At 71.8% G+C, this 14,041-nt stretch carries 12 protein-coding genes; 4 read left to right on the forward strand and 8 right to left on the reverse strand.

Annotated elements, in window-relative coordinates; genetic code table 11:
* Positions 1-106: 106 nt before the first annotated feature.
* From tgmC to KUM40_RS01150, 4 genes are all read right to left on the reverse strand, one after another.
* Entirely contained in the window at positions 107-1,267 is a 1,161-nt protein-coding gene (tgmC, locus tag KUM40_RS01135) for an ATP-grasp peptide maturase system methyltransferase (RefSeq protein ID WP_217161815.1), read from the reverse strand.
* Positions 1,257-2,228 carry an ATP-grasp ribosomal peptide maturase gene (gene tgmB, locus KUM40_RS01140; protein ID WP_217161817.1) on the reverse strand — a complete coding sequence of 324 codons (972 nt, stop codon included), beginning with the start codon at positions 2,226-2,228 and terminating at the stop codon, positions 1,257-1,259. The genes tgmC and tgmB overlap by 11 nt, the downstream gene beginning before the upstream one ends.
* A gap of 1 nt (position 2,229) precedes the next feature.
* Complete coding sequence (gene tgmA, locus KUM40_RS01145) at positions 2,230-2,493, reverse strand: putative ATP-grasp-modified RiPP (RefSeq protein ID WP_217161819.1); 264 nt, start codon at positions 2,491-2,493, stop codon at positions 2,230-2,232.
* A 124-nt stretch (positions 2,494-2,617) separates the two neighbouring features.
* Positions 2,618-3,031, reverse strand: a complete 414-nt coding sequence (locus tag KUM40_RS01150; protein WP_217161821.1) for an ATP-binding protein — start codon at positions 3,029-3,031, stop codon at positions 2,618-2,620.
* A gap of 136 nt (positions 3,032-3,167) precedes the next feature.
* Here KUM40_RS01150 and KUM40_RS01155 point away from each other — a divergent pair, with 136 nt between their 5' ends.
* Positions 3,168-4,520 (forward strand): transcriptional regulator, encoded by a 1,353-nt coding sequence (locus KUM40_RS01155; protein ID WP_217161823.1) that lies wholly within the window; start codon positions 3,168-3,170, stop codon positions 4,518-4,520.
* A 111-nt stretch (positions 4,521-4,631) separates the two neighbouring features.
* Here KUM40_RS01155 and KUM40_RS01160 read toward each other — a convergent pair whose 3' ends face one another.
* The 4 genes from KUM40_RS01160 to KUM40_RS01175 form a co-directional block, all read right to left on the reverse strand.
* A complete protein-coding gene (locus KUM40_RS01160; protein ID WP_217161825.1) occupies positions 4,632-5,699 on the reverse strand; it encodes a hypothetical protein in 1,068 nt (355 codons plus the stop codon).
* Between the two features lie 43 nt (positions 5,700-5,742).
* The gene (locus KUM40_RS01165; protein ID WP_217161827.1) at positions 5,743-6,681 is read right to left on the reverse strand and encodes an N-acetylneuraminate synthase family protein; all 939 of its coding nucleotides are present in this window, start codon (positions 6,679-6,681) and stop codon (positions 5,743-5,745) included.
* A gap of 12 nt (positions 6,682-6,693) precedes the next feature.
* The gene (locus KUM40_RS01170; protein ID WP_217161828.1) at positions 6,694-7,992 is read right to left on the reverse strand and encodes an N-acylneuraminate cytidylyltransferase; all 1,299 of its coding nucleotides are present in this window, start codon (positions 7,990-7,992) and stop codon (positions 6,694-6,696) included.
* A gap of 641 nt (positions 7,993-8,633) precedes the next feature.
* Complete coding sequence (locus KUM40_RS01175) at positions 8,634-9,992, reverse strand: DUF6716 putative glycosyltransferase (RefSeq protein ID WP_217161830.1); 1,359 nt, start codon at positions 9,990-9,992, stop codon at positions 8,634-8,636.
* Positions 9,993-10,190: 198 nt separating this feature from the next.
* On the opposite strand from KUM40_RS01175, the gene KUM40_RS01180 reads away from it, so the two are divergent.
* From KUM40_RS01180 to KUM40_RS01190, 3 genes are all read left to right on the forward strand, one after another.
* On the forward strand, positions 10,191-11,189 hold the full coding sequence (locus KUM40_RS01180) for a glycosyltransferase family 2 protein (protein ID WP_217161832.1): 999 nt from the start codon (positions 10,191-10,193) through the stop codon (positions 11,187-11,189).
* Positions 11,186-12,550 carry an alpha-2,8-polysialyltransferase family protein gene (locus KUM40_RS01185; protein WP_217161834.1) on the forward strand — a complete coding sequence of 455 codons (1,365 nt, stop codon included), beginning with the start codon at positions 11,186-11,188 and terminating at the stop codon, positions 12,548-12,550. Before KUM40_RS01180 ends, KUM40_RS01185 begins: the two co-directional genes overlap by 4 nt.
* Positions 12,551-12,674: 124 nt before the next feature.
* Positions 12,675-14,012 carry a glycosyltransferase family 29 protein gene (locus KUM40_RS01190; protein ID WP_217161836.1) on the forward strand — a complete coding sequence of 446 codons (1,338 nt, stop codon included), beginning with the start codon at positions 12,675-12,677 and terminating at the stop codon, positions 14,010-14,012.
* The last annotated feature ends 29 nt before the right edge of the window (positions 14,013-14,041 follow it).

The raw sequence follows: 14,041 nt of genomic DNA on the forward strand, positions 1-14,041 counted from the left end.
CGACGCCGACGTTTCCGAGGCATCACCTCCCGCCTGGACCAGCGGCGACCTGCCACTTCCGGACGTTCCCGTGAGTACACCGGCACCCATCCCACGTTCTGACTCGCTAGATGGGCAGGGTCCAGCTCGGACCGCTCGGTTCGCCGAGCCAGACCCTTTGCGTGTCCGACGTGATCGTCGCTCCGAACCCGGACAGGTGAGGCGAGCCCTTGCTCTCCCACAACACGATGGAGTCCTCGACCGCGTTCCAGAGCTTGATCGGTCCGCGCTGGATGACGGTCCACCCGTCGCCATCCTCCGCCCGGCACGTCCGTGCCTGCGAGCCGGTGGCGACATCGAGCAGGATCTGCTCGGCCCCGACGCCGAGGCGCTCCGCCGAGGGTGCGGCGAGCTGTGCGACGAATCGACCAGTCCAGTCGTCGAGCAGAGCAGGGTCGATCCGGCTCGGGCGTTCGTCCCCGGGCAGCAGCTCGAACGGTCCGTGCGGCGGCCGATCGTGGGGGCGGGCGATCATGAACGAGGTGTATCCGGGCAGGAAGCGGCCCTCCGCGACGCCGTCCGCCTCCACCGCGAGGCGAGCGAGGCCGTGTGCGACTCCCCACCCCGCGAGGGTGACGAGCAGGGTTCCCCCGACCTCGATCTGCTGTAGCAAGCCGTGGGGGACGTGTCGCATCGAGCAGAACGCGATCACGATGTCGTACGGGGCCCGGTCGGGGCAGCCGCGTAGGCCGTCGGCGGTGACGAGCGTCGGGGCGTAGCCGGCCTCGGCAAGGGCCGTTCGAGCCCGTTCCGCTGCGGCAGCGTCGGTCTCGATCGAGGTCACGTTGTCCTCGCCGGCCACCTCGCAGACGTATGCGGTCGAGAGGCCCGTTCCGGCGCCGATGATCAGCACGCGCCTTCCCCGGGTGACGCCCGCCTGCTCGATCATCCAGAGAATGACACTGGGCAGGGTCGAGGACGAGGTCGGGCTACCTCCCGTGACGGGGCCGACGGCGTCCTCGGCGAGCACGCCGTCGAGTTGAGTCACCCACGTCTGATCTTGGTAGGTGAGGCGCAGCCATTCGTCGGTGGGGGTGTCGTCGCGGCGGGCGGGGGTCCAGACCGTGACGCCCGGGGGTCTGCTCGGCTTGTAGATCGCGGGGCCGAGGAACACCTCCCGAGGGACGGTCTCAGCCGCCCGTCGCACCTCGGAGTCGTGCAGCACGCCGTCGGCGACGATCTGCTCGACGAGTCGGCGGCGTAGCGCGGCGGCGGTTTCATTGGTCATGCGGGGCGCCCTTCTGGAGGGTGTCGGCGAGTGCGCTCGCGATGGCACGGGTTGTGGGTTCGTCGACGAACGCCCACTGCCCATTCGGGTTGCATTCGAGGAACCACCATCGACCGTCCGAGTCGAGGGCGAAGTCGAAAGCGCCGAAGCTGAGTCCGAACGCATGAAGGAACGCGCGTACGGCCTCGCGAACGGAACAGGGGGCCGAGATCGGGGAGCAGGTGATCAGACTTTGGTCTTGGCGCCAATCGAGGTGGTCGCCGTCGGTGTCGATCCGGGTCGCGAACGCGTCGTCCCCGACGGCGGCGAGGCGGATGTCGGCGATCTTCGGCACGCACTCTTGGAAGAGATGGGGACACTGGGCGATGGAATCGTCGAGTTCGTCGGCTTGGACGGTGCGCACCCAGATGGTTCGGTTTCGCCCGTCCTCGCCGGTGAGGTGTACGCGGTGAACGGGCTTGTAGATCACGATTCCGTGATCGGTCGCGAACCTTCGGGCGTCCGCCGGCACGTTCGTGATCAGGGTGTCGGGGAGCGTGAAACCGATGTGTGCCGCGGCGGCGAGTTGTCGCGCCTTGTTCTCGGCATCGCGGTTCCGTGATGGGTGGTTGACGTACAACGCCCCGGGGAGCGCGGTCAGGACTCCTGTGTAGCCGCGGCGCGATTGCTCAACCCTGAACCGTTGCTCGGGAGTCTCGGACGCCTGCGGGTCGCTGAAGGGGCTCGGGCGGCGCCAGTAGACAGAGCGGACGCCGGACAGGTCGAAGTGTCGAGTCGAGGTGGTGAGATCCCCGGTGAATGCGCCCCGCTCGATCCGAGCGCTCATGCCGGCGGTGTTTCGGAAGTCGGCGCCGGGGTCGAGCCGTACGACCGGGACACCCCGGCCGCACAGCTCGTCCAACACCAGATCCGCCGTGATGTCACCGAGCGCGGTGACGACGAGAACCGGTGCATCGGTCATGTCAGTCGGAGTCGCTGTCGTCGGTGAGGTCGGAGTCGGCGGGCGCGGGCGGGTTGGGGCCCCCGCCGTCGGACGACGTCGAGGTCTGGTTGGCCGTGGCCGTTCCGGTGCCGTGCCCACCCATCTCGACACGGTTCCCGTCTGCGTCGAAGTAGCGGGTCGTCTGGGTGTCCGGACAGATCTCCGTTCGGACGTACGGCACTTCGGTGACGCTGGGGTACAGCGCTAGGCGCTTAGTCCCCCACGGTGCTACTGCGGTGGTCATTGAGTCTCCTGATCGCTGGTTGGTCAACGGTCACGTGCTCTGAGTTGCCGTACGGCGGGGTCGGCTCAGAGCCAAGCCCCAAGCGATGTCGGCAGGCTGGTGATCGACTCGATCTCGATCTCGATCAGCATGGGTTCACGCCGAACGGGGTCTCACTCTCGTCCGTCTTGAACTCCGTCCATACGGTCTTGCCGCACGGGGCGTGCGGCACCACCCCCCATCCGTCCGCCAGTGACGACACGATGAGCAGCCCTCGGCCGTCCGTATCGTCTTGACTCGGCTGTCCGACATGAGGCTCGCCCGCCCCTGTGTCGTGCACCTCGACGCGCAGGCGGCCTTCGTCGAGTGAGACCTCGACAGCGAATTCGCCGCGCGCGACGTGGCGTACCGCGTTGGTAGCGAGCTCGGAGAGGCAGAGCACCACGTCGGCGGAGCGGTCGGATATCTCCCACTCCTCCAGTACGCCCCCCAAGAAGGAACGCGCCTCGGGTACCGCGCCGTCTGTTCGCGGGAACCGCTGCGCCGCCGATCTCGGCATGAGTACAACCCCCTTGCCTGCGCGGTTGGTTCGATCAACCAGACAACCGGGATGCCAACAGCAGGGGTACCGTCAGTGGGGATGGCAAAGGGTGGCACTTGAACTACCGCACCTGTCGAAGGGGTAGGTACCGAGCATGACGTCGCCAAAGACTGCTCTCGCGAAGTGGCTTGAGCGATCCGGCTTAAGCAACAAGGAACTTGCTCGCCGGATCAAAACCGCTGCTCAGACGTGGGGCCAGCCGCATATCCAGCCCGACGCGACTGCCGTACGCCGCTGGTTGAACGGGCTCCAACCGCGACCGCCCGTGCCCGAGATCATCGCCGACGTCATCTCTGCACAGGTCGGATTCCGTGTCACTACGTACGACTTGGGATTTCCCGAGGGCGGTATCGCTGACCGCTCGATCGTCTACAACCCGTCTTTCGCCGTTACGGTTGAAGCCGTTGCCGATTTGGGGAGGGCCGACGTGGACCGTCGCAAGTTCCTGGCAGCGGCGCCCTTTGCTGCTGCCGCCGCTGTTGGGCCGTCGCGAGACTGGCTGCTCAACACCCTTGATCAACAGCCTGAACCGGGTCAGCGCGTCCGCCTGGAGGACGTGACCGCCGTCAAGAACATGTTCGGCGAGTTCCAGAAGATGGACGTTCTACAGGGTGGCGGCTCCGGCCGCCTCATCCTCGCCCAGTACATGAACCAGCATGTCTATCCGCTCCTGCGCCGCACGCATGCGGAAGATGTCCGGCGTGCGCTCAGCGAGGCAGCGGCCGAGCAGACCTATCTGCTCGGCTGGATGAGCTACGACAACGGCGAACACGGCACGGCTCAGCGATACTTGATCCAGTCGCTTCGGCTCGCGGAGGAATCCGGGAACCCCGCGCTCGGCGCCCACGTCCTCGCCGGCATGGCAGACCAAGCAACGCTGCTCGGCAACCCCACCGAGGGGCGACGACTCGCTCAGGCCGGCCGCGCCGGGCTTGGCAAGAGCACTTCACCGGCATGTCTGGCCGACCTATGGGCCCTTGAGGCACGGGCCCTAGCGAGGCTCGGGGAGAAGGCGGCGGCAACCCGAGCGGTCACCGAGTCCGAGTCCGCCTACAACCGAGTACAGCTCCAGCACGAACCGGAGTGGGCGGTCTTCATCGACCCTGCCTACCTGCACGGCGAGCACGCCAATACGTTTCGCGATCTCAAGGAAGCCGAGGCGGCCGAAGAGCACGCACGCCAGTCCATCGATCACGCCCGTAAGCAGAAGCGAGCGCGGCGGGGCGCGATGTCTCAGGCGGCGCTCGCGGTCTCCCACCTGCAACGGGGCGACCTTGAGGCGGCGCACGCGGCAGGGGTGCGAACCCTGACGCTATCTGGTCAGGTCAAGAGCTCCCGCTGTGTCGAGGCTGTACAGGACTTGCAGCAGAGGATGGAACCGTTCGGGACGCACCGGCTTGTCGCCGACTTCAACGAGCGTGCCCGGGAACTGGTCGCCGCAGCGTAGAGCGGGACAGAACGCAAAGAGCGCCTCCCGCTCACGGCATCAGCCGGGAGCGGGGGGCGCTTCAGCGCAGCGGAGTGCAAACCATGTCGTCGACCAGAGCGGAGCCCCGCCTCATCCCGTACCCGCCACCGCAGACAACCGGTGCACGTCCCGTGCCGAGCCCGTCACCCCGTTCAGGAAGCCTCGGGCACGGGGTGAGGCCGACTCGGTGAGCCAGGCGGGGTCGATGTCGCAGACGGCGACGCGGACCTCGGTGCCGGCGAGGGCCAGCGGGAGGGTGTGGACGACGGTGGACGGGAAGCTGAGGACGGTTCGGCCGATCGGGCCGCGGCGGGCGATCAGCTCCAGGGGGAGGTCGGGGCGGACGATCTCCAGGCCGGTCTCCACGGCCAGCCGGTGCAGCTTCTCGGCGCTCTCGCGGCGGTGGGCGAAGTAGCGGGCCGCGCCGTGGGTCTTCGCCAGGCCGCGTACGGCGTCCACGTAGCGGTCCGCGTCGACGACGCCGGTCTCCACCAGGGACGTGCCGACCATGTCGGCGCCCTTGGTGATGCGGGGCGGGCCGAAGCGGGAGCGGGTCCAGGAGAAGTCGTTGGCGGTGACGGTGACGCCGTCCGGGACGTCCTCGATGGGCATGGAGGAGAAGACCGAGACCTGGCGGTCCGGGGTCGGGGTGAGGCGGTGGCGGGCGGATCTGGAGACGGGGGCGAAGAGCAGGTCGCGCGGGCCGGGCCGGCTGCCATTGCGGTGCCAGCGCACCAGGCGTTCGCCGTGGGCGAGCTGGCTGACGAACTCCATCGTGGCCGTGCCGTCGTCGACGACGACCAGGTCGTGGGCGCGGGTGATGGTGAGGAGCAGTTGTACGTAACGGGAGAACGGGTCGCCCATGACGATCCGGTCCGCCTGGCGCAGGGCGGTGGTCAGGCCGCCGACCGTGCGGAAGGGGGCCGTGGCGCCGCCGCGCGCCTCCTCCCAGCGGATCTCGTGGCCCTCCTTGCGGGCCAGTTCCGCCATGCGGCGCAACTGGCCGCGGGTCATCGGGTCGACGGGCGAGAGGACCACGAGGGTGAGCTCCGCGCCGGGGGCGCGGCTGTGCGCCCACTCCAGCACGTTCAGCAGTTGTACCGGGCTCTCGACGAAGGCGAGAGTGCGGGGGCCGGCGTTCCCGGCGCGGGGGCTCATCGACGTAGGACCGTCCCGTGGTGAGTGACTCGGTGGCCGGTGGTCAGACGGTGACGGGCTCGCCCGCGGCGGCGGCGATCTCCGCCTCGGCGACGACGCCGTTGACGCGGCGCAGCTTCTTCATCGGGCCCAGCTCGGAGTCGTAGACCTTCTTGACGCCGTCGCCGAGGGACGCCTCGATGGTGCGGATGTCGCGCACCAGGCGGGTCAGGCCCTGCGGCTCGACGGAGGCGGCCTGGTCGGAGCCCCACATGGCGCGGTCGAGGGTGATGTGGCGCTCGACGAACACCGCGCCCAGCGCCACGGCGGCCAGCGTGGTCTGCAGGCCGGTCTCGTGGCCGGAGTAGCCGATCGGGACGTTCGGGAACTCCTGCTGGAGGGTGTTGATGACGCGGAGGTTCAGCTCCTCGGCCTGCGCCGGGTACGTCGACGTGGCGTGGCACATCAGGATGTTGTCGGAGCCGAGGACCTCGACGGCGTGGCGGATCTGGCGGGGGGTCGACATCCCCGTCGAGAGGATGACCGTGCGGCCCGTCGCGCGCAGGGCGCGCAGCAGTTCGTCGTCGGTGAGGGAGGCCGAGGCGACCTTGTGGGCCGGGACGTCGAACTTCTCCAGGAAGGCGACGGCCTCGGTGTCCCACGGGGAGGCGAACCAGGCGATGTTCTTGGTCTTGCAGTACTCGTCGATCTGGCGGTACTCGTCCTCGCCGAACTCCACGCGGTGGCGGTAGTCGATGTACGTCATCCGGCCCCAGGGGGTGTCCCGCTCGATGTCCCACTGGTCGCGCGGGGTGCAGATCTCGGGGGTGCGCTTCTGGAACTTGACGGCGTCGCAGCCGGCCTCGGCGGCGGCGTCGATCAGCTTGAAGGCGTTCTCGAGGTCGCCGTTGTGGTTGATGCCGATCTCACCGGTGACGTAGACGGGGTGGCCGGGGCCGGCCTCGCGGGTGCCGAAGGTGCGGATGCGGGAGTTGGTGCTCATGGCTGGGGTTCCTTACTTGGACTGGGTGAGCGTGGGGGTTACGAGGGAGTCGGGAGTGTCTGTGGCGGTGGTGTCGAGGGCGTCGAGTGAGGGGCCCAGGAGCCAGGTCGCGATCTCCCGGACGGCGCCTTCGCCGCCGGGGACTGTGGTGACCGCGCGGGCCGCGCCGCGTACGGCGTCGTGGGCGCTCGCGACCGCCACGGGCCAGCCGACGAGGGCGAAGCACGGGAGGTCGTTGACGTCGTTGCCGACGTAGAGCACGCGTTCGGGCGCGATGCCCTGTTCCTCGCACCACTGCTTGAGGGCGAGGTCCTTGCGGTCGATGCCGTGCAGCACCGGGAGCTTGAGCTTCCGGGCGCGGGCGGCGACGACCGGGTTCACCTCCGTGGACAGGATCAGCATCGTCAGGCCGCTGCGGCGCAGGGCGGCGATGCCGAGTCCGTCGCCGCGGTGGACGGAGACGAACTCCCGTCCGTCGGAGTCGATCAGCACCCGGTCGTCGGTCTGGGTGCCGTCGAAGTCGAGGACGACCGCGTCGATGTCCTGCGCGGTCGGGAGGGCGCCGGTCCTGGCGGCGTCGAAGTGCGGTGCCAGGGCGCGGGCGCGGGCCAGGTCGTGCGGGTCGTCGATCTCCAGGACGCGCGCCGGGTCGGTGCGGACCAGTTCGGTGCGGCCGAAGAAGCGGTGCTGGTGCTTGCGGAAGCCGGGCGCGGCCATGGCGTAGGCGGCGCCGGTCTCCAGCAGGTCCTGGGGGCGGTCCTGGCGGCGGGGGCGGTAGGACTTGTCGTGGTTGACGCCGTGGCCGCCGCCGCCCTCCTCCCCGCCCGTCTCGTCCGCGCCGTCGCGCCACACGAACCCGTGGAACGGGGCCACCGTCACCGCGGTGTCGGCGCCGCCCCCGGCGACCGCGCCGGCCACGCCGTCGATGTCCTCGCGGACGAGGAAGGGGCTGGTGCACTGCACGAGCAGCACCACGTCGACGGCGGCGCCGTGCAGGGCCTCGTGGGTGTCCATGGCGTGCAGCACGGCGGCCTCGGAGGTGGCCGTGTCCCCGGCGATGGCGGCGGGCCGCAGCACGACCTCCGCGCCGGCCTCGCGGGCCGCGGCGGCGATGGCCTGGTCGTCGGTGGAGACGACGACGTCCGTCACCAGCCGGGTGGCCCGGCACTCGCGCACCGCGCGGACCACCAGGGGGACGCCGCCGACGGGGGCGAGGTTCTTCGCGGGCACTCCCTTGGAGCCGCCGCGCGCGGGAATCACCGCGAGCACCCGGCGCACCGAAGCGCCCTGGCCCGCTTCCGGGTTGGACATGGGGTCTGCTCCTTGCGCAGGGATCTGGGAGAACGTGGGAGTTCCGGGGTTGGGGGCGAGCCCGGGCTCAGGTGCCGGCGCGGGCCCGGGTGCCGGGGCGGGCTCAGGTGCCGGGGCGGGCCCGGGTGCCGGGGCGGGCTCAGGTGCGGGGGTGGGCCCGGGTGCCGGCGCGGGCCCGGGTGCCGGGGCAGTCCCGGGCGACGGAGCGAGTCCCGCCGCCGAGCCGGGCGCGGGCGCCGAGGCAGTACCCGACGCGGGGGCAGTCCCAGGCGTCAGGACGAGTCCCGGCGCCAAGCCGGGTGCGTGCGCCGAGGCAATCCCCGGCGCCGAGACAGTCCCGGGCACCGAGGCAGTACCCGACGTCAGAACGAATCCCGGCGCCGAGCCAGGCGCGGGCGCCGGGGCAGCCCCCGGCGTCAGAGCGAGTCCCAGCGCCGAGCCAGGCGCAGGCGCAGGCGCCGGCGCCGAGGCAGTACCCGGCGTCAGGACGAGCCCCGCCACCGAACCAGGCGCAGGCGCCGAGGCAGTCCCCGGCGTCAGACCGAGTCCCAACGCCGAGCCAGGCGCAGGCGCAGGCGCCGGCGCCGAGGCAGTACCCGGCGTCAGGAAGAGTCCCGCCGCCGAGCCGGGTGCGGGGGTGGTCACAGTTCCCCCATCCGCCGGATCACCGGGGCCACCCGCTGGACGCCGTGCCGGTATGCGCCGCGGGCCGCGCGGCGCACGACCTGGCGGACCGGGCCCGGCTCCTTGTCGGCGGCCGGCGCGCCGGGCAGCGGGGTGCCGTCCGGGGCGAGGTGGTGGCGGGCGAGGATGCCGGGGAGGTATCCGGGGGCGGTGACGGGGGTGTAGTACGGGGCGAGCGGCGGCAGACCGCCGGGCCGGCCGAGCAGTCCGTCGATGCGCTCACGGGCCTCGTCGAAGGCGGTCTCGTAGCCGCCCTGCGCCGCGATCCCCTGCCGGGCGACCCACTCGGCGTCGGGCGCCGGGCGGTGGCCCGCGTCGAGCTGGTCCCAGGAGGCGAGGCAGCCTGAGCCCACGAAGTGGTGGTTGCCGAGCGCCTCGCGCACGCCGAGGTCGGTCAGGACGACCGTGGGGATGCGGCGGTGCAGGGATTCGAGGGCCGCCGTGGAGCTGATGGTGACCAGCAGGTCGGTGCGGTCGAGAACCTCGCCCATGTGCCCGTAGACCAGGCGGAAGTTGGGCGGCGGATCGGCCCGCTGCACCAGCTTCTGGTACGGCAGCTCCTCGATGTGCGTGGTGTGCTCGCCGGGCTTGGAGCGCAGCTTGAGCAGCACCTCGCGCTCGGGATGCAGGCGGGCGTGCCGGATCAGCCGCTCGAGGAGGTACGTACGGTCCTTGCGGCTGTCGGGCACGGAGGGCTGGGCGGCGAAGACGACCGTGTAGGGGCGGTCCGCGTCACTGTCACGGTCGCCGTCGCCGCCGGGTTCACCGGCGTAGGCGGCTCCGCCCAGGAAGGGCAGGGCGACCTCGGTCACCGCGGCGGCGTCGGCGCCCACCCCCTCGTACACGGCGCGGAAACGCTCCGCGTCCTGGCGGGAGTTGGCGAGGACGAGGTCGGCGCCGTGGCGCAGCAGGAGGCCGTCGGCGAGCTTCTCGTAGACGACGCCGACGTAGCCGGTGGCGACCACGGGCCGGTCGGCGCGGTCCTGCCACACCCGGCCGAGGCCGTGCAGCATCGCCTGGACACCACCGCCGACCAGGGCGAGGACGAGGACGTCGTACGACTCCTCGCCCGTCGCCGCGTCCATGGCGCGCAGGAACTCGACGGCGGTCACCTCGCGGAGCGAGTCCGCGCCGACGCCGACTTCCCGCAACTGGCGGGGGGTGGGGGTGGCTCGGCCGCGCAGGAGGTAGCCGTCGAGGTGGATGTCCGTGTCCCCGGGAGAGATGCGGGTCGCGGTGAGCGCGCCCCATTTCCACCGGGTGTCGGAGTCCGCCAGGACGGCGACTCGCAGGGCCTTCGTTGCACTTGCTGGCACGTCGTAGACGCTAGGAAGCCATTTCTAGGAACCGCCCAACCGGAATCCAACAAAGGGTGAACAGCAGATCGACGAATGGGGAATCCGGCCGCCCGCGGCCCGCAAAAGGGTCCGCTTCACCGCTTCGCCACGCCGCGTTCACCGGGAATCAAGGTGTGGGTAAAGCCGAATGCCGGACCGCCGCATAACGTCAATCACGTGCCCAAGCTCTCCGTCATCGTGCCGTTCTACAACGTGCGGCAATACGCACCAGACACCCTGCGGAGTCTCAGCGCCAACGCGCGGGACGACTTCGAGTTCATTCTCGTCGACGACTGCTCCACCGACGGGACCGTGGACCTCCTCGCGCGCGCGGAGCGCGAGCTGCCGGGGGCGGTGCTGGTCATACACGAACGAAACGGTGGCCTGGCGACCGCCCGCAACACCGGCATCGACCGGGCGCGCGGCGAGTACGTCACCTTCCTGGACGGCGACGACTGGCTGGCGCCGGGCCACTGCGCCCGGCTGGTGGCCGCGATCGAGCGGCTGGACGTCGACTTCGTGCGCACCGACCACGTGCAGTGCACGGGGCGCAACCGCACCCTGCACCGGGTCCCGCACGGCCGCCGCAACGTGGCGCTGCCTCCGCGCGAGGCGATCCTGCCCGCCCACCGCACCACCTCCGTCGACTACGCCTACGCGTGGGCGGGCGTCTACCACCGCCGGCTGGCCGAGCGCGGCCTGCTGCACTTCACCGCCGGACTGCGCACGGCGGAGGACCGGCCGTGGATCTGGAAGCTGCACCGGGAGGCGGAGTCCTTCGCGGTGACCGGGCTGCTCGGTGTCTTCTACCGGCGCGGGGTGGCGTCCTCGCTCACCCAGATCGGTGACGTCCGCCAACTCGACTTCATCCGCGCCTTCGACGAGGTGCTCGCGGGGGCGGCCGGGGACGCGGACGCCGCGCGGCTGGTGCCGAAGGCGGTGCGCACGTACTGCGCGATCATCTCCCACCACCTCGGTTCCATCGAGCGGTTCGAACCCGCCGTGGCGCGGACACTGCGGGCGAGGAGCGCGGCGGCGCTGCGGCGGATGCCGCAGGACGCGCTCGACGAGGTGCTCGGCTCGATGGACGCCGAGCGCGCCGTGCCGCTGCGCCGGCTGCGCCGCCGCGCGGTCTCGGGGCCGCTGGACCAGAGCGGCGAGGGGGCGGCGGCGTGACCACACAGATCTTCCTGGCGTCGACGCTGTACGGCACGGCCACGCTCGCCGCGGCTCTGGACACCGGCTGCTTCGACGCGGCGGACCGGCGGATCCTGCTGGTCTCCAACAACGCGCCGACGCCCGAGACGACGCCGTCCGTGGACGCGATGCCGGGGTTCGAGCGGCTGCGGGGCCGGTTCGACGACGTGGTGTCGTGGAACGAGGCGATCTTCCCCTTCCATCCCGGCGGCTGGTCCCCGCGCCTGGAGGACGTACCCCTGTGGGAGCGGCATCTGCGGCTGGCCTGGGGGCTCGGAGACGACGACGTGGCGCTGGCCGTGGAGTCGGTCCAGGTGCAGCCGGCGCTGGGCGTGGCGCAGATCTTCACCGACGCGCCGCTGACCGTCTACGCGGACGGCCTGATGAGCTACGGGCCCACCCGCACGAAACTCGCCCCGCTGGTCGGCACGCGCGTGGAGCGGCTGCTCCACCTGGACCTGGTGCCGGGGCTCGCGCCGCTGCTGCTGACGGAGTTCGGCGTCGAGCCGGAGATCGTGCCGTCCCCGGCGTTCACCAAGGTGCTGGCCGAGCTGGCGGACACCGGTGCCGGTGCCAGTCTGCAGGCGGACACCGGTGCGGGTCTGCCGGACGTGGAGCGGCCCGCGGTGCTGCTCGGCCAGTACCTGTCGGCGCTGGGCATCCTCTCCGCCGAGGAGGAGGAAGACCTGCACGTGCGGATGCTGACCGGCGCCGCCGGCCTCGGGCACACGCGCGTGGTGTTCAAGGCGCACCCCACGGCTCCGGCCCGTTTCAGCCGGGTCCTGGAGCGGGAGGCCGAGAAGCTCGGGGTCGACCTGACGGTGGTGGAGAGGCCGGTCCTCGCCGAGGTGCTGTTCCAGCGGACGCGTCCGGCGCTGGTCGTCGGCTGCTTCTCGACGGCCCTGCTCACCGCGTCCGCGCTCTACGGCCTGCCGGTCGCCCGCGTCGGCACCGAGACGCTCCTTGACCGGCTGACGCCGTACGAGAACAGCAACCGCGTCCCCGCCACCCTCGTGGACGCGCTGCTGCCGGACCTGGCCGACGCGGCCGCCGTCGCCGAGGGGCGGCGGGGCATGGACGCGGACGCGCTCGCCGCGCTGGTGCGGACGGTGGGGTTCGCGATGCAGCCGAGGGTCCTGCCGGAACTGCGACCGGCGGCGGAGGCGTACCTGCGCGCGTACCTGGACGCCCGCACCTGGCGGTACTTCAAGAAGCGCCGCCTCACCTCGCTGGGCCTGCCCGGCGGCATCCCGGCCCGGCTGGGGTTCCTGCCGCACAACTCCACGGCCCGCAGGGTGGTGCGGCGGGCACGGGCGATCCGGCGCTCGCTCGGGGGATGACGACCGGCGCGACCGGCCGGCCGCCCAACGGAGGGCGAGAGTTCACCCACCGTCCGTCCGGAAGCCACCCGCGGACCGTCGCCCTGGGGCACATTCGGCCTCCGGTCGGAGAACGGTGGAACGCATGACGAAGCCCCTGGCGGGATTGTTCAAGGCACGGCACAAGGATGCCGCCAGGCCGGCGCTGTACGCCCGGAGCATGCGCCTGTGCGGTGAGCACCTCGCCGCGCAGGAGACCGGGGGCTCCGGGGGCTCCGAGGGCTCCGGGGCCACTGCCGCGCAGGTCCGGCTGACCCGGGCGATCGGTGCCTTCGCGACCTCCCTGGACAGCCCGGCGGCCGACCCCTTCGACGCCCTGCTCCAGGTCGGCGAGCGCGCGCTGGAGGCCGGTGGGGAACACGGACCCGGCCTCGCGCTGGGCCTCGCCGAGTCCGCGACGCGGATCCGGGAGCGGTCCAAGGGGGCGTGGCGGCTGCGCGGTCTGGCCCTGGACCTGCTCGGCCGCGGCGACGAGGCGCTGCGGTGCTACGAGCGTTACGCGACGCTCCTCGACCACGGCGGCCGCCCGACGCCGGAGGTCGCCCGCCGGATGGACACCCTGCGGCGCCGGCGCGCGTGCCTCGACGAGGCCCTCGCCCTCTTCCCCGAGACCGAGACCGAGACCGGGACCGGGACCGGATCCGCGCTGCGCGACCTGCTCCAGGAGCCCACCGGGGTCCCAGCGACCCCGGCGACCACCGCGGTCCTCGCGCCGCGCCTCGCCGCGTACGTGCGGGAGCGGGTGGCCGAGCACGGCCCGGGCGAACCCGCCGTGCGCCGTCTGCTGGCGCTGTACGGCCGCTACTCACGGCTCGTCGAACAGCCCGCCGTGTCCGACCCGTTGCTCGGGGGCACCACTCCCGTCGGCGTGGCCGGCCTGCGGGGCCTGGTCGCGGGGCGGACGGTGTGCGTCGTCTCGAACGCGGGCGACGTCGCCGAAAGCGGCCTGGGCGCCGAGATCGACGGCTATGACCTGGTGGTGCGCTGCGACACCTTCCGTATCCGCGCCGAGGGCACCGGCGGGCGCACCGGCCTGCACGCCGTCACGCTGCGGGGCGACCGCCCGTGGGAGGGGCCCGCCTGGACGTCGCGGGCCGGTGTCCGGCTCGTGTTCGGCGACCCGGCCGCCGGATGGCGCCGCGCGACTCGTGAGCGGCTCGCGCCCGGAGCGCAGGAGCACGTCGGCGACGCCTCCCTGCGCCGTCCCCTCGGCGACCCCGCCCTGCTGGGCGAGGACGGCTGGGGGACGGCGACGACCACCGCCTTCACCGTGCTCAGGCTCCTGGACTTCCTGGACGCGAGCCCCCGCCTCGACCTCGTCGGCTTCACCCTGCCGGGCCGGCTGCGGCCGAGGGAGGCCGAGTGGGTCCTGGACCGCGCGACGCACGTCGACGACAGCAAGATGAGGATCGCCCTGCGATGACCCCCTCCCCCTCCCCCTCCCCTTCCTCC

Source organism: Streptomyces sp. AC512_CC834 (assembly GCF_019049325.1).
Lineage (GTDB): Bacteria > Actinomycetota > Actinomycetes > Streptomycetales > Streptomycetaceae > Streptomyces.